General features: G+C 68.7%; 12 protein-coding genes and 1 tRNA gene. 4 read left to right on the top strand and 9 right to left on the bottom strand.

Annotation, left to right across the window (positions count from 1 at the left end):
- Nucleotides 1-17: 17 nt before the first annotated feature.
- The 3 genes from FSW06_RS12825 to FSW06_RS12815 are packed head-to-tail and all read right to left on the bottom strand — an operon-like array spanning nt 18 to nt 2,133.
- Nucleotides 18-308, bottom strand: coding sequence for a hypothetical protein (locus tag FSW06_RS12825; RefSeq protein ID WP_010119951.1), 291 nt, complete (start codon nt 306-308; stop codon nt 18-20).
- A 50-nt stretch (nt 309-358) separates the two neighbouring features.
- Nucleotides 359-1,789, bottom strand: coding sequence for a hypothetical protein (locus tag FSW06_RS12820; RefSeq protein WP_010119952.1), 1,431 nt, complete (start codon nt 1,787-1,789; stop codon nt 359-361).
- On the bottom strand, nt 1,786-2,133 hold the full coding sequence (locus tag FSW06_RS12815) for a hypothetical protein (protein WP_146881351.1): 348 nt from the start codon (nt 2,131-2,133) through the stop codon (nt 1,786-1,788). Before FSW06_RS12815 ends, FSW06_RS12820 begins: the two co-directional genes overlap by 4 nt.
- 287 nt (nt 2,134-2,420) lie before the next feature.
- On the opposite strand from FSW06_RS12815, the gene FSW06_RS12810 reads away from it, so the two are divergent.
- Nucleotides 2,421-4,160, top strand: a complete 1,740-nt coding sequence (locus FSW06_RS12810; protein ID WP_146881350.1) for an HNH endonuclease signature motif containing protein — start codon at nt 2,421-2,423, stop codon at nt 4,158-4,160.
- A 112-nt stretch (nt 4,161-4,272) separates the two neighbouring features.
- On the opposite strand, the gene glmM is transcribed toward FSW06_RS12810, so the two are convergent.
- Both glmM and FSW06_RS12800 read right to left on the bottom strand, forming a co-directional pair.
- A complete protein-coding gene (gene glmM / locus FSW06_RS12805) occupies nt 4,273-5,634 on the bottom strand; it encodes a phosphoglucosamine mutase (RefSeq protein ID WP_010119961.1) in 1,362 nt (453 codons plus the stop codon).
- A 107-nt stretch (nt 5,635-5,741) separates the two neighbouring features.
- Nucleotides 5,742-5,817: transfer RNA gene (locus FSW06_RS12800), tRNA-Lys, on the bottom strand.
- A gap of 148 nt (nt 5,818-5,965) precedes the next feature.
- Between FSW06_RS12800 and FSW06_RS12795 the strand changes: the two genes are divergently transcribed.
- Nucleotides 5,966-6,940, top strand: coding sequence for a GlxA family transcriptional regulator (locus FSW06_RS12795; RefSeq protein WP_010119963.1), 975 nt, complete (start codon nt 5,966-5,968; stop codon nt 6,938-6,940).
- A 10-nt stretch (nt 6,941-6,950) separates the two neighbouring features.
- Here FSW06_RS12795 and FSW06_RS12790 read toward each other — a convergent pair whose 3' ends face one another.
- Nucleotides 6,951-8,453 carry an acetyl-CoA hydrolase/transferase family protein gene (locus FSW06_RS12790; RefSeq protein WP_010119964.1) on the bottom strand — a complete coding sequence of 501 codons (1,503 nt, stop codon included), beginning with the start codon at nt 8,451-8,453 and terminating at the stop codon, nt 6,951-6,953.
- 136 nt (nt 8,454-8,589) lie between these two features.
- On the bottom strand, nt 8,590-10,092 hold the full coding sequence (locus FSW06_RS12785; protein ID WP_010119966.1) for a succinate CoA transferase: 1,503 nt from the start codon (nt 10,090-10,092) through the stop codon (nt 8,590-8,592).
- Nucleotides 10,093-10,339: 247 nt separating this feature from the next.
- Between FSW06_RS12785 and dusB the strand changes: the two genes are divergently transcribed.
- Both dusB and phoU read left to right on the top strand, forming a co-directional pair.
- Nucleotides 10,340-11,467, top strand: coding sequence for a tRNA dihydrouridine synthase DusB (gene dusB / locus FSW06_RS12780; protein ID WP_050801963.1), 1,128 nt, complete (start codon nt 10,340-10,342; stop codon nt 11,465-11,467).
- A 38-nt stretch (nt 11,468-11,505) separates the two neighbouring features.
- Nucleotides 11,506-12,243: a phosphate signaling complex protein PhoU gene (gene phoU, locus FSW06_RS12775; protein WP_010119968.1), complete on the top strand. Its 738-nt coding sequence runs from the start codon at nt 11,506-11,508 to the stop codon at nt 12,241-12,243.
- Here phoU and FSW06_RS12770 read toward each other — a convergent pair.
- Nucleotides 12,240-12,797 (bottom strand): gluconokinase, encoded by a 558-nt coding sequence (locus FSW06_RS12770; protein ID WP_010119969.1) that lies wholly within the window; start codon nt 12,795-12,797, stop codon nt 12,240-12,242. The two genes, phoU and FSW06_RS12770, sit on opposite strands and share 4 nt — an antisense overlap.
- A gap of 69 nt (nt 12,798-12,866) precedes the next feature.
- Nucleotides 12,867-13,643 (bottom strand): phosphate ABC transporter ATP-binding protein PstB, encoded by a 777-nt coding sequence (gene pstB, locus FSW06_RS12765; RefSeq protein WP_010119970.1) that lies wholly within the window; start codon nt 13,641-13,643, stop codon nt 12,867-12,869.

Here is a 13,643-nt window from a genome sequence, read left to right as displayed (position 1 = left end):
CGACCTGCCCGGTCTGATCAGTCGAAGATCCCCGGCTCCCGGAATTCCCTGACCCTCCGCACCGCCGGTGCCGGCTGACCGGTGTCTGCGGCGGGCGCCCCGGCCGACCGGTCACCGGACTCCCGGAGTTCACCGAGATCACCGAAGTTCCCCTCCTTCACCTGTTTGACCAGGTCGCCGATGGCATCCACCTGTTTCTGCAGGGCCTGCGCGAACTCGTCGGTGATGCGTCCGGCACGGGCGAGGTAGTCGTCGACGACTGCCCCGTAGTCCGGGTGCCCCGGTCCGCTGTCGTGTGTTTCTGCCATGACTCCGTCTCCACTGTCTCTGCTGTCTCTGCTGTCTCCGTTGTCTCCGTTCACCAGTCCCCGCTCCGTTCGACGACGACTCCCCCGTCGTCCCCGCTGAGCCACAACTCGGGGTCCCAGGTATCCGTCGACTCCGCCTGCGGTGGAGCAGGGACATCGACGGCGGCCGGGGCCGATGGAGGCGGCGGCGCAGGTTCGGGTTCAGGCTCAGGCTCTGTCTCTGGCTCAGGCAGATCCGGTTCCACCCCTGCCCCCACCGGAGCCTCCGCGTCATCCTCTCCTCCCTGGTCACTCACCCCGGTCTCCTGTTCGAAGAGGTAGGTGGATTTGTCGAAACCGTGTACCGGATCCACGGTGGCCTCGACGTCAGGCTCCGGTTCCTGCTCCGGCTCAGGAAGTTCCGGTTCCGGCGCGACCTCTGACGGACAGGACGGCTCAGGCTCCGGCTCAGGCTCCGGAGGGCACCCACAGTCCGCCTCCGACACCGGAGGCGGACACGGCGTCGCGGCGAGGTCCGGTACGGCAATGTCCACTGCCGGTGCCGCGACCGCGTGGACCCCGCTGACCCCGTTGACCCCGCCAGCCACCGCGCCTGTCAGAGCGTCGACCGCACCGCCGACCACTGCCGCCGCTGACTGGACCAGGGACCCGACCGCAGTGGCGGCAGTCTGCACTGCGGTCCCGATGACGGCGTCCGGAGCGGCGGGGACGGGCACAGGCGCGCCCGGTGGACCCGGTGGGCACGGTGCGACGGCCGCCGGTTGGGTGCTTACGTCACCGGGTACCGACGGTTCCGGTATCGACGGCGGCACACCCGCGGTCCCGGTATCGACGGCGCAGGTAGGCGTCGTCAACGGGTCATGGCAGCGTCCCGGCTCCGCCGCCGGGGCGCAGTCGGCGATCAGCGTCTCCGTGCAGGTTTCCAGGGCACAGTTTCGCTGCTGCAGCAGTTCCCCCGTGGCGTCCCCCGCGGTGGCCAGGACCTGTTGCGCCGCGTCCCGGAGCGCGACCGCTGCCGCCGGGGTGAGGAGCCCGGCGAGTCCGTCCGCCAGGGCGACCAACGTGTCCGCGACGGTTGTCGCTCCGGCCACGCACTGTTCGACGGAGGCGGCGCAGGACGTCGCGACCTCCGACATCGCATCGGCGCAGCCGCAGGCCGATGTGCCCGCCTGTTCAGCTGCCCGGTCATGTGCCTCCTGGTCCTGTGCCGCGGCCTCGAGTGATCCGGTCACTGCACCGTGACCGAGTCCGAGGAGTGCCCCGAACGGATCGGCACTGAGCAGCAGCCGTCCGGATGCCGACGTGGTCAGTTCCCTGACCCCGTCCCTGATGCTGTCCGGCATCAGGCCGACGGCGAAGTCTGCGAGAGTCACCAGTGTCCCGATGTTCGCTCCGCCACCGGCCACCGCGGAACTGCCGGCGAGCCTGCCCAGGGCGCCGTCGATCTGCGCGGCACCCTGGCCGGATGCGGGCCGTTTCACGACGCACCTCCGGAGAATTCGGCCGTGGATTCATCCTCCGCCCGTTCCACGAGCAGGACGCCCTTCTCTGCTGCCGCGATACCGTCGCTGAGTCTGCGGAGGTGGCTGATCCTGTTGTCCTGGATCCCGGCGAACAGCGCAGCCACCTCAGCGGCCTGGGATGCCAGGCCGTTGCCGAATGCAGGGATATTCACCCGGGGCGCTGCCGCGGATACGGCGTCCACCCGGTCCGCGAGTTTCTGCGTCATCTCCCTGATACCGGCATGTGCCCGTTCCGGTACCAGATGCATCGTGGCGCCTCCGCCAGTCGCCGCGGTCGGAGCTTTCCCGTCGACAGACCCCATGTGCCGTCCCTCCTCTGTGTCTGCGTCCGCACTCCGGGACGCCGATTTCGATGGTCACCAGGGATAGACGCCCGCCAGCCGTCGAAGGTTCCCCGACCCCACGCTTTTTCCGGGGTATTCGCCCGGCACTCCCCAGGCAAGTACGTTGTCGGACGCCGGGACACAGTCCGGCGAACAGGCGTTCCACATGATTTCGAACAGGTGGTTGACTCTGTCCGGTGGGTGGGGTACTCTGTGACGTAGAGCACATCAGGAGAAGGTCAGGCGGGGACCACCGGGAGGGGACCATGACCACCACACCACCCACCGACGACAACCACGGCAACAGCAGGGACGACAACAGCAAGCGCGACGGCGAGAGCGGCAGGACCAGCCGGCTCGGCGGCGGGGACCACCCCCGTGGTGGCCGGCACGTCCCGCACGGTACCGAACCGACCAGCGGCGAGACCTACAACAGTCTGTCGCAGAGGTTGGCCGGGCCGGTGAACACCGCCGAACTCACCCTCGTCGCCTTCCTCACCACCATCGGACCCGCCGCCCGCCTGTCGGCCGCCCAGGCCGTCCGCCGCCGCGGCCACCGCGAAGCGGTGTGCTACGCCCACGCCGCGGACCTGGCGGTGCGGATGCCGGCCCTGTTCGACCGTATGCGCACCGACTCCCGCTACAGTGTCGAACACCTCGAGATCATCTGGACCCGCATCAACCGGCACGCCCGCGCCCTCGCCGCCGCCGGCCAGCAGCTGCCCGCCACCGTCGACGAGGCGGTTGCCACCCGGCTCGGGGCCCAGCTCACCCCGGACGGGACCGTGTGGTCGGTGCCCGCTCTCGGCGACGCCACCGACGGGATCCTCACCGACGTCGCACCGGTGCCGGTCGCCGACACCGAGGACACTGAGCGAAAGACGGTGGGGCTGACGCGGCGGGGTACCCGGTTCACTCTGGAGTGCGGGGACCGGTCGGTCGCCGACGGGCTGTGGGAACCGTTGTCCGCCGCGGCGCTGGAGGTGCGTAAGGAGCTCCTGGTTGAGCAGGAGACCCTCCGGGCGCAGCAGCAACGCCAGGCGCAGCCGGAGTCCGGGTGTGAGCCGGAGTCGGCGGAGTTGGTGGCGGCCCGTCGGATCGTCGACGGCATCATCAACCCGGCCGGCGCGAGCACCGAATCCGGTGTGCCGGAGGAGGAGCCGGTGGCGACGTTGGCGGATCCGTTGCCGGCGCCGGGGATGATCCGGTGCCGGGGTGAGGCGATGCTGAAGATCCTGGGTGGTCACCGTGACCAGTTGAAGGTCGTCGTCAACGTCTACACGCCGAGAACCGACGACCCCGACGGACCCGGCGGCAACGGTGGCCCCGACGGTGGAGACACCGGCCCCGACGGCACCGGCGGTCCCGACAGCGGTCCTGAGGCCGGCCCGACCGGCCCGGACAACGGCGACGGTGGAGACACCAACCCTGCCGGTGACGCTTCCGCCGCCGGCCCGGCCGGCCCGGGGACGGGTCCGGAGACTCCGGACCCTGTCCCACAGGCCGGTCCGACCGCCCCCACCGGCCCCGCCTGTGGTCCCGGGTTCGTCATCGGCAACGGCTGGGTGTCCCCGACGACCACCGCCACCCTGATCGAGGTTGCCGACCTGGTCCGCGACCTGCCCGACATCGAGGATCTGACCGACACCGGCTGCTACCGGTTCACCACCCTGCACCGGGCCACCGCGGTGGGCCGCGACGCCCGCTGCCGGTTCCCCGGCTGCCGGGTGCCGGCCGACCGGTGCGAACTCGACCACATCGTCAACTCACCGTTCACCGACCCGGACAGTGACGGGCCGACGAGTATCCGCAACTGCGCATGCCTGTGCCGGACCCACCACCAGTTGAAGACCAGGAAACTCTGGAAAGTGCACACCCCCGACGACGGGATCACCCTGCACTGGGCCGGCCCCGCCGGGGTCACCGCCACCACCGTGGCCTCGGGCCCGTTGGTTGTCGACTGTGCCACCGGAACCGATCCCGGCGGGCCGGCACAGGCGGCCTGACCCCCGGGGCCGCCACCACCGCCTGACAGTGTTCCCACCCACCATCTGACGAGCCGACCCGGCGTCCGGAAAACCGGACGACCGGGACACACCCACGCGACAAAACAGGAGGTCAGCCCTCCGCAACCACCACCGCGGCGAGCTTCCCCGCCACCCGCTTCGCCTCAGCCGACGTGACAGCCTCGACCATCACCCGGTACACCTGCTCCGTACCACTGGGGCGCAGCAGGACCCGGCCGTCGTCCCCCAGCTCGGCCTCCGCAGCAGCCACGGCGTCCGCGACCACCGATGAGGAATGGATCCGCTCCTTGTCCTCGACAGGGACATTGATCAGCGTCTGCGGCAGGACCGTCATCACCGCAGCCAGCTCACGCAGCGTCTTCCCCGTCTTCGCCATGCGCGCCATCAGCGACAGCCCGGTGAGCGTCCCGTCCCCGGTCGTGGCGTGGGCAGGAATGACGACATGCCCGGACTGCTCGCCACCGAGGGACAGATCATGCGCATTCAGATCCGCGAGCACATACCGGTCACCGACCTTCGCACGTCGCAGGGTGATGCCCTGCTCCTCCATTGCCAGCGCCAGTCCCAGGTTCGACATGACCGTGGCGACCAGCGTGTTCTTCCGGAGCTCCCCCGCCTCCTTCATGGCGACGGCGAGAATCGCCAGAATCTGGTCACCGTCGACGACATTGCCCTCGGAATCCACCGCGAGGCAGCGGTCCGCGTCACCGTCGTGCGCCAGACCGAGATCGGCGTGGTGGTCCAGGACAGCCTGCCGGACCACATCGATATGGGTCGACCCGCAGTTGTCGTTGATGTTGAAGGCGTTCGGGGTGTTGTGGATCGCGACGACATCCGCACCCGCCGCCTCGTAGGCCATGGGGGCGGCCTGGCTCGCGGCACCGTTGGCGCAGTCGACGACCACACGGATGCCGTCGAGGGGTGTCGGCACGGCCTCCTGCAGGTGGAAGAGGTAGCGTTCCAGCGCATCGCCGGACTCGTCGATGACCCGTCCGATCGCCGCACCGGTGGGCCCGGACTCGTCCCGCTCGTTCTGCAGCTCCAGCATCATCGACTCGATCTCGTCCTCGACGGCGTCGTCGAGCTTCCGCCCACCGGAGGAGAAGAACTTGATGCCGTTGTCCGGCATCGGATTGTGGGAGGCCGAGATGACGACGCCCATGTCGGCACCGTAGTCGTCGGTGAGGAACGCGACCGCCGGCGTCGGCAGCACACCGACATCCAGGACATCGATGCCCTGGGACGCCATCCCCGCCGCCAGGGCCGACGACAGCATCTCCCCCGACACCCGCGGGTCACGTCCGATCACCGCGGTAGGGCGGCGGCTGGAGCCCGCCGCCGCCGTCCCGGTGAGGACCCGGGCCGCGGCCGCCCCCAGGCGGAGCGCCAGAGGTGCGGTCAGCACCTTGTTCGCCAGACCACGTACCCCGTCAGTTCCGAAAAGTCTGCTCATAGGCGGCAATGTTACCGGTTACCGTCGCCGACCCCCGTCATTCCCCCGACCTCACCTGCCCGACGTGCGGTGGACGACCCCGGCGGGACGGAAGGAAGCGAAAATACTGGTGGGCCCCGTGGGGCTCGAACCCACGACCTGCGGATTAAAAGTCCGTAGCTCTACCAACTGAGCTAGAGGCCCGTATCGGATAGCAGTGTAGCGTACCCCGGCCGCCCCACCCACCGTGTCCCCCCGTCAGACATCCAGGTTTTTCCGCTGATACCATTCCAGCCATGGCGGACATCACAGTTTTCCGGACGAGAAACCGGCGAATCAGGACATTCCGCGCATGCTGAGACGAATCGCCGTCATCATTCCGGAGGGCGCCTCCGCCCTCGACGTGACCGGACCCGCGGAGGTCTTCAGCCGGGCGGACGGCCGGGACGGCAACCACTACGAGCTCGTGTTCACCTCGCCGACGGGCGGGGACGTCCGGACGACCAGCGGCATCGTGATCAGCGCCGCCGCCGCAGCCGCCGACGTGACCGCCGGCGGCCCCGTGGACACGGTCATCGTCGCCGGCTCCGACCAGCTCACTGTTCCGGCGCCGCCCGGCGGTCTACTGTCGGCTGTCTCGGTCCTGGCGACCGGCGCCCGCAGGGTCGCCGCGGTCTCGACGGGGACCTTCGCGCTGGCCGCGCTCGGTCTCCTCGACGGACGCCGCGCCACCACCCACTGGCGGCACACCACCGCCCTGCACAGCCGGTACCCGGAGATCCTCGTCGAGGAGGATCTCTACTTCGTCAGGGACGGCCGGTTCGCCACGTCAGCGGGTGTGGCCTGCGGGATGAATCTGGCCCTCGCACTGGTCGAGGAGGACATGGGCACCGCAGTCGCCCGGTCCATCGCCCAGGAACTGGAGGTGTTCCTGCACCGTCCCGGCGGACAGGCGCAGTTCGCCTCCCGCGGGAACCCCTCCCCCGACGGCTCCTTCTTCGCCTCGCCCCTGAAACGGGTGACGGACGCCGTCCTCGAGAATCCGCAGGCGGACCACACCCTGACCTCGATGGCACGGACGGCGGCCGTGAGCCCCCGCCACCTCGGACGACTGTTCCGGGACGAGCTCGGCACCACCCCCTCCCGGTGGGTCGAGCGGGTGCGGGTGGACCGCGCACGGCAGCTGCTCGTCTCCGGGAACCTCCCGGTGACCACCGTGGCGGAACTCGCCGGCTTCGCCACGGACGAGGCGATGCGCCGGGCGTTCTCCCGCATCCTGCAGGTCACCCCGACGAGCTACCGCAAGCGGTTCGCCACCACGGGGTGACCCCGCCGTCCTACGGCAGCATCGAGCCGGTCTCAACGAACCGCTTCTGGAAGTCGAAGACGTGCGCCAGCTCGTGCGGGGTCTGCAGGAACTCGCCCTGGCCGGCGCGATCGACGTACTCCTCGAGCAGCGGACGGTACTCCGGCGCGGCGATGGAGATCATCTTCTGGGCGCGGTCACGCGGGGCGAGACCACGCAGGTCTGCGTAGCCGTACTCGGTGATGATGACCATGACGTCGTGCTCGGTGTGGTCCGTGTGGGTCACGTAGGGCACGATCGCGGAGAGCTTGCCGCCCTTGGCCACCGCCGGGCTGATGAACGAGGAGATGTAGGCGTTGCGGGTGAAGTCACCCGAACCGCCGATACCGTTCATGACCCGCGAGCCGATGACGTTGGTGGAGTTGATGTTGCCGTAGATGTCGGCCTCGATCATGCCGTTGGTGGCGATGAGGCCGAGGCGGCGGATGACCTCCGGGTGGTTGGAGACCTGCTGCGGCCGCAGGATGATGTTCTCGCGGTACTTCGCGGCGTCCCGGTTCATCTTCTCCGCGTACTCCGGGGAGAGGGAGAACGAGGTCGCGGAGGCGACCGACATCTTGCCGGCGTCGATGAGGTCGAGCATGCCGTCCTGGATGACCTCGGTGTAGGCGGTGATGTTCTCGAACTTCGAGTCGAGCAGGCCCGCCATGACCGCGTTCGGGACGTTACCGACGCCGGACTGCATGATGTAGCGGTCGTAGGACAGCCGGCCGGCGGCGACCTCGCCCTCGAGGAAGTCGAGGAAGTGGCCGGCGATGGCCTTGGAGGTGTCGTCCAACGGCTTGAACGGCGCGTTGCGGTCGGGTGAGTCGGTCTCGACGACGGCGACGACCTTGTTGACGTCGATGTCGATGTAGGGGCTGCCGATCCGGTCACCGACATTGGTGATCGGGATGGGCTGCCGGTGCCCGGGGAGACCGATGCGGTAGATGTCGTGCATGCCCTCGAGCTCCTCGGACTGCCACGAGTTCACACCGAGGATGATCTTCTCGGCGGCGTCGAGGTACTCGACGTTGTTGCCGACCGAGGACGAGGGGACGATCCGGCCATCCTCGAGGATCTTGGTGACCTCGACGATGGCCACGTCCATCGTCCCGAAGAAGCCCTCCTGCACCATCATGCCGAGGTGCGAGAGGTGGATGTCCGCGTACTTCATCTTCCCCGAGTTGATCTTGTCACGCATGATCGGGTCGGACTGGTAGGGCGCACGGAACTTCACGGCGTCCGCTTCGGCGAGCTCACCGTCGAGTTCGGCGGAGGTCGACGCACCGGTCAGCAGGGAGATCGCGAACTCCTCACCCCGGGCGTGGAACTCCTTGGCGCGCTTGGCGATCGCGGTCGGCAGCACCTTCGGGTAGCCGGCTCCGGTGAAGCCGGACATTCCCACCAGGTCATCGTTGTTGACGAACTCGGCCGCCTCGTCGGCGGTCATGACCTTGGCGCGGAGCCCCGGGTGGGCGATCCTGTCTGACATCGTGGTGTCTCCCTCTCATCGTGGATAGGCGTCCGGTTCGGACGGTCAGTGACAAGTATCACGCGGGAGAGATTCTGTGACCACGGTTATACGGACAGGAATCAGTCACTTTCAGACATAAACTCTTATATCTGCATTACTTCTTCATGGTGCCGGTCTCGAGGAACCGGGTGTGGAACCCGAAGGCGCGGGTCAGATCGTGCGGGGTCTGCTGCGCCGTGGACTTCGAGGCGTACTCCACGTACTCCTCCAGCAGCGGGCGGTACTCCGGGTCGGCGATGGCGATCATCTTCTGCACCCGGTCACGCGGGGCGAGACCACGCAGGTCCGCGTAACCGTGCTCGGTGACGACCAGCTTGACGTCGTGCTCGGTGTGGTCGACGTGGGAGACCATCGGGACGATCGCGGAGATCGCACCGTCCTTGGCCACGGCCGGGGTCACGAACGACGAGATATAGGCGTTGCGGGTGAAGTCACCCGAACCACCGATGCCGTTCATCATCTTCGAACCCGCGACATGCGTGGAGTTCACGTTGCCGTAGATGTCGGCCTCGATCATGCCGTTGATGCCGATCGGGGCGAGACGGCGGATGACCTCCGGGTGGTTGGAGATCTGCTGCGGCCGCAGGATGATGTGCTGACGGTAGCGGGCGGCGTCTTCGTTCATCCGGTGGGCGGCGTCCAGCGACAGGGAGAACGACGTGGCGGAGGCCATCGACATCTTCCCGGCGTCGATGAGGTCGAGCATGCCGTCCTGGATGACCTCGGTGTACGCGGTGATGTTCTCGAACTTCGAGTCCATCAGGCCGGCGAGGACCGCGTTGGGGACATTGCCCACACCGTTCTGCAGGATCAGCCGGTCATAGGAGAGACGCCCGGCGCTGACCTCCCCCTCGAGGAAGTCGAGCAGGTGGCCCGCGATGGCCTTCGAGGTGTCGTCCAGCGGCTTGAACGGGCTGTTACGGTCCGGGCCGTCGGTCCGGACGATCGCGACGACCTTCGCCGGGTCGAAATCGATGGCGAAGTCACCGATCCGGTCACCCGGGGAGGTGATCTCCAGCGGCGTCCGGTCGCCCGGCATCTGCATGCGGTAGATGTCGTGCATGCCCTCGAGCTCCGGGGACTGCCAGTCGTTCAGCTCGATGATGATCCGGTCGGCGGCGTCCATGAACTCGATGTTGTTGCCCACCGCGGAGGAGGGCACGAGCTTGCCGTCCTCACGGATCCGGACGGCCTCGACGATGGCGACGTCCATGTGGCCGAAGAAGCCCTCCTGGACGTACATGCCCAGCTCGGACAGGTGGATGTCCGTGTACTTCGTCTTGCCGGCGTTGATGTTCGCCCGCATCTTCGGGTCGGTGTTGAACGGGGAGCGGAAGCTGACGGCGTCCGCCTCGGCGAGGACGCCGTCGTTCTCCGGGGCGGTGGAGGCGCCGGTCAGGATCTTGACCGCCCACTCGTCGCCCCGGTCGTGGGCGGCCTTCGCCTTCGCCGCGATGGCACCGGGCATGGCCTTCGGGTAGCCGGCACCGGTGAAGCCGGAGGTTCCGATCATGTCGCCGTTGTTGATGAACTCGGCTGCTTCCTCGGCCGACATGACCTTCGACTCGAAGGCCGGGTAGTCGATGCGATCAGACACGTGCTGTACTCCTCTGCAATCCAACTTCTGTCAGTTGTGTGTCAGTTGTGATGAACAGCACCCGACTCTAGTCGCTTATCCCTTATCACTTCGAACCGGCTGTCGCTACCCCCGACACGGTGAAGCTGTTGTTTTTGCCTCATCCCCACCCCGGTGCCACGATTGTACGGTGACTGCGACACCCACCCCCACCCCCGCTCTGCGCATCGGCCCGCTGGAACTGGCCTCCCCGGTCGTCCTCGCGCCGATGGCCGGGGTGACCAACGTCGCCTTCCGCACGCTGTGCCGCGAACAGGAACAGCAGCGCACCGGCAGCGTCTCCGGCCTCTACGTCTGCGAGATGATCACCGCCCGCGCCCTCGTGGAGCGCAACGAGAAGACCCTCCACATGATGGAGTTCGCCCCCGACGAGTCGCCGCGCAGCGTGCAGCTGTACACGACGGAACCGGAGTACACCTACCGGGCCGCCCGGATGATCGCCGAGGAAGGCCTCGCCGACCACATCGACATGAACTTCGGTTGCCCGGTCCCCAAGGTCACCCGGCGCGGCGGCGGCTCCGCACTCCCCTACAAGCGCCGGCTGTTCGCCGACGTCGTCGGCGCCGCCGTCCGTGGCGTGGCCGACGCCGGCCGGGACCGCGGTCCGGACGCCGTCCCGGTGACCGTGAAGTTCCGCGTCGGCATCGACGACGAGCACCACACCCACCTCGACGCCGGCCGGATCGCCGCCGACCAGGGGGCCGCCGCGGTCACCTGCCACGGCCGCACCGCCGCCCAGCGCTACTCCGGCGACGCGGACTGGGACGAGATCAGCCGGCTCGTCGAGCACATGGCCGGCACCGGCGTCCCCGTCCTCGGCAACGGCGACATCTTCAAGGCCTCGGACGCCGCGGCGATGATGGACCGCACCGGCTGCGACGGTGTGGTCGTCGGCCGCGGCTGCCTGGGCCGCCCCTGGCTGTTCGCCGAACTCTCCGCCCACCTTCGGGGCGAGCCGGTCCCCGCCGAGCCGACCCTCGGCGAGGTCTGCCGGATCATCATGCGGCACGCCGGACTCCTCGCCGACTACAGCGGCGAAAAGTACGCCAGCCGCGACATCCGGAAACACATGGCCTGGTACCTGCGCGGCTTCCCGGCCGGCGGTGAGATCCGCCGGCAGCTCGGCCAGATCAACAGCCTGGCCGACCTGCGGGGCGTCCTCGACCCGATGTGGGATTCGGACGCCCTGGCAGCGGACGCCGACGGTGCCCGCGGACGACAGGGCGCCCCCGGGAAGGTCGCACTGCCCGACGGCTGGCTCGACGACCCGGAGGAGGACGGCGTCGGCGTGGCGGAGACCGGCGAGGACGCGGGCGCCGCCAACAGCGGCGGCTAGCCCGGCGCGCCGGCGTGACCCTGGCTACACTGACGGGCATGCGCACTGTCTACCAGGAACAGATGCGGACCTTCGCCCATGAACTCGCGGTGATGTCCGACACGGTCCGCACCATGATGTCCGGCGCCTGCACGGCACTGTTCGACGCCGACGTCGACACAGCCGAACAGGTGCTCAGCTCCATCGACGAGGTCGAGGACCTCCGGGTCCGGGCCGAGGCACGGTCCTTCGAACTGCTCGCCCTCGAAGCACCCGTCGCGCGCGACCTCCGGCAGGTCGTCTCCGGGTCCTACATCGTCGAGGACCTCGCCCGGATGGCCGCGCTCGCCGTCCATGTCGCCCGCACCACCCGCCGCCGGTACCCGGACCGGGCCGTCCCACCGACCGTCGAACCCTACTTCCGGGAGATGGCGCGGCTCGTCGACGACATCGGCGGGAAACTCCACGACGTCCTCGTCACCTATGACCCGGAGAAGGCGATGGAACTCGCCCTCGACGATGACGCGGTCGACGACCTCCACGCCCACATGTTCCAGATCACCGGCCGCGACGACTGGCCCTGGCCCGTCTCCGTCGCCGTCGACGTGACCCTGCTGTCCCGGTACCTCGAGCGGTACTCCGACCACGCCGTCAACATCGGTACCCGGGTGGTCTACCTGGCCACGGGTATGCAGCCCGCGGAGTACGAGGTCTCGCGCCGCTCCGAGGAACAGCAGGAGAACCTGCGCGAGCAGTTCGACGAGATCCGGCGGCGGTACGGCTCGGACGCGTTCTAGTCGTCCGCGTCGTCGTCCGTCTCCGCCGCCCGCCGGGCCACGCCCAGGGCGACCAGGGCGGCGTCCGCCAGGACATCCGTCGGCTGGGCGGCGTCCAGCCGGACGCCGGCCTCGTCGGCACGCAGCCGGTCGAGCTCCGCATACTGGTGCCGCAGCACCTCGGCGTCCGGGTAGTGCCCGGTGAGGCGGCGCACCCGGTCCTCGATGACGTCCTCGGTGCCGTGCACGTGGACGAAGAACACGAAGCCCTCCGCCTCCCGGAAGATGTCACGGGCGCGACGGCCCAGTCCGAGGCTGACCACCACGGTGGAGTGCCCCTGGCGGGCCTGGTCCGTCAACCAGTCACGGATGGCGTACGCCCACGGCAGCCGGTCGTCCGGTGACACGAATCCACCGTCGGCCATCTTGTCGCGCACCTCGGCGGGCTGCAGCTGTTCGGCGGTGGCACCGGTGAACCCGGTCCGCGCGATGAGCTCCTGCGCCAGCGGCCCCTTACCGCTGCCGCTCACCCCCATCAGCACGATGTGGACCGGCCGGTCCGTCTGTTCCGTCATCACCGACTCCTTTCCTCCCCACGAGTGTGGCACAGATGGGGTCCACAGCGGCGTCGGCCGTACCCCCGGTCAGCCGAACCGGCCCGAGATGTAGTCCTCGGTCTCCTGCCGGTCCGGCTTCTCGAAGATCTTCTTCGTCGGCCCGATCTCCACGAGCTGGCCCGGCTTCCCGGCGGCCTCGAGGGAGTAGAACGCGGTCTGGTCCGAGACCCGGGCCGCCTGCTGCATGTTGTGGGTGACGATGACGATGGTGAACTCCTCCTTCAGCTCGTGGATGAGGTCCTCCACCGCCAGGGTGGAGATCGGGTCGAGGGCCGAGCACGGCTCGTCCATGAGCAGCACCTCCGGCTCGACGGCGATCGCGCGGGCGATGCACAGCCGCTGCTGCTGGCCGCCCGACAGGCCACCGCCGGGCCGGTCGAGGCGGTCCTTGACCTCCTCCCAGAGGTTCGCCGCCCGCAGCGAGCGTTCGGCGACCTCGTGCAGCTTCTTCCTGTTCTTCTCCCCGGCCAGCCGTAGCCCGGCGACCGCGTTCTCCTCGATCGACATCGTCGGGAACGGGTTCGCCTTCTGGAAGACCATGCCGATCGTGTTGCGCACCGCCGCCGGGTCCACGTGGCGGCCGTAGATGTCCTCACCGTCGAGTTCGACCCGGCCGGTGCAGTACGCACCGGGGATGACCTCGTGCATCCGGTTGAGGGTGCGCAGCACGGTGGACTTGCCGCAGCCCGACGGGCCGATGAACGCGGTCACCGACCGCGGCGGCACGTGCAGGCTGACGTCCTTCACGGCGTGGAAGTCGCCGTAGTAGATGTTGACGTCGGTGAGGTCGAGGCGCTTGGCCAT

Source organism: Corynebacterium nuruki S6-4, from assembly GCF_007970465.1.
Lineage (GTDB): Bacteria > Actinomycetota > Actinomycetes > Mycobacteriales > Mycobacteriaceae > Corynebacterium > Corynebacterium nuruki.
The sequence above is the reverse complement of the archived record's forward strand: the minus strand, read 5'-3'. Positions and strand labels throughout refer to the sequence as shown.

Bases quoted from the DNA above. Each gene is read 5' to 3' on its own strand.
- FSW06_RS12825 (WP_010119951.1), bottom strand. From the start codon at position 308: ATGGCAGAAACACACGACAGCGGACCGGGGCACCCGGACTACGGGGCA.
- FSW06_RS12815 (WP_146881351.1), bottom strand. From the start codon at position 2,133: ATGGGGTCTGTCGACGGGAAAGCTCCGACCGCGGCGACTGGCGGAGGC.
- FSW06_RS12810 (WP_146881350.1), top strand. From the start codon at position 2,421: ATGACCACCACACCACCCACCGACGACAACCACGGCAACAGCAGGGAC.
- glmM (WP_010119961.1), bottom strand. From the start codon at position 5,634: ATGAGCAGACTTTTCGGAACTGACGGGGTACGTGGTCTGGCGAACAAG.
- FSW06_RS12795 (WP_010119963.1), top strand. From the start codon at position 5,966: ATGCTGAGACGAATCGCCGTCATCATTCCGGAGGGCGCCTCCGCCCTC.
- FSW06_RS12790 (WP_010119964.1), bottom strand. From the start codon at position 8,453: ATGTCAGACAGGATCGCCCACCCGGGGCTCCGCGCCAAGGTCATGACC.
- dusB (WP_050801963.1), top strand. From the start codon at position 10,340: ATGGCCGGGGTGACCAACGTCGCCTTCCGCACGCTGTGCCGCGAACAG.
- phoU (WP_010119968.1), top strand. From the start codon at position 11,506: ATGCGCACTGTCTACCAGGAACAGATGCGGACCTTCGCCCATGAACTC.
- FSW06_RS12770 (WP_010119969.1), bottom strand. From the start codon at position 12,797: ATGACGGAACAGACGGACCGGCCGGTCCACATCGTGCTGATGGGGGTG.
- pstB (WP_010119970.1), bottom strand. From the start codon at position 13,643: ATGGCCAAGCGCCTCGACCTCACCGACGTCAACATCTACTACGGCGAC.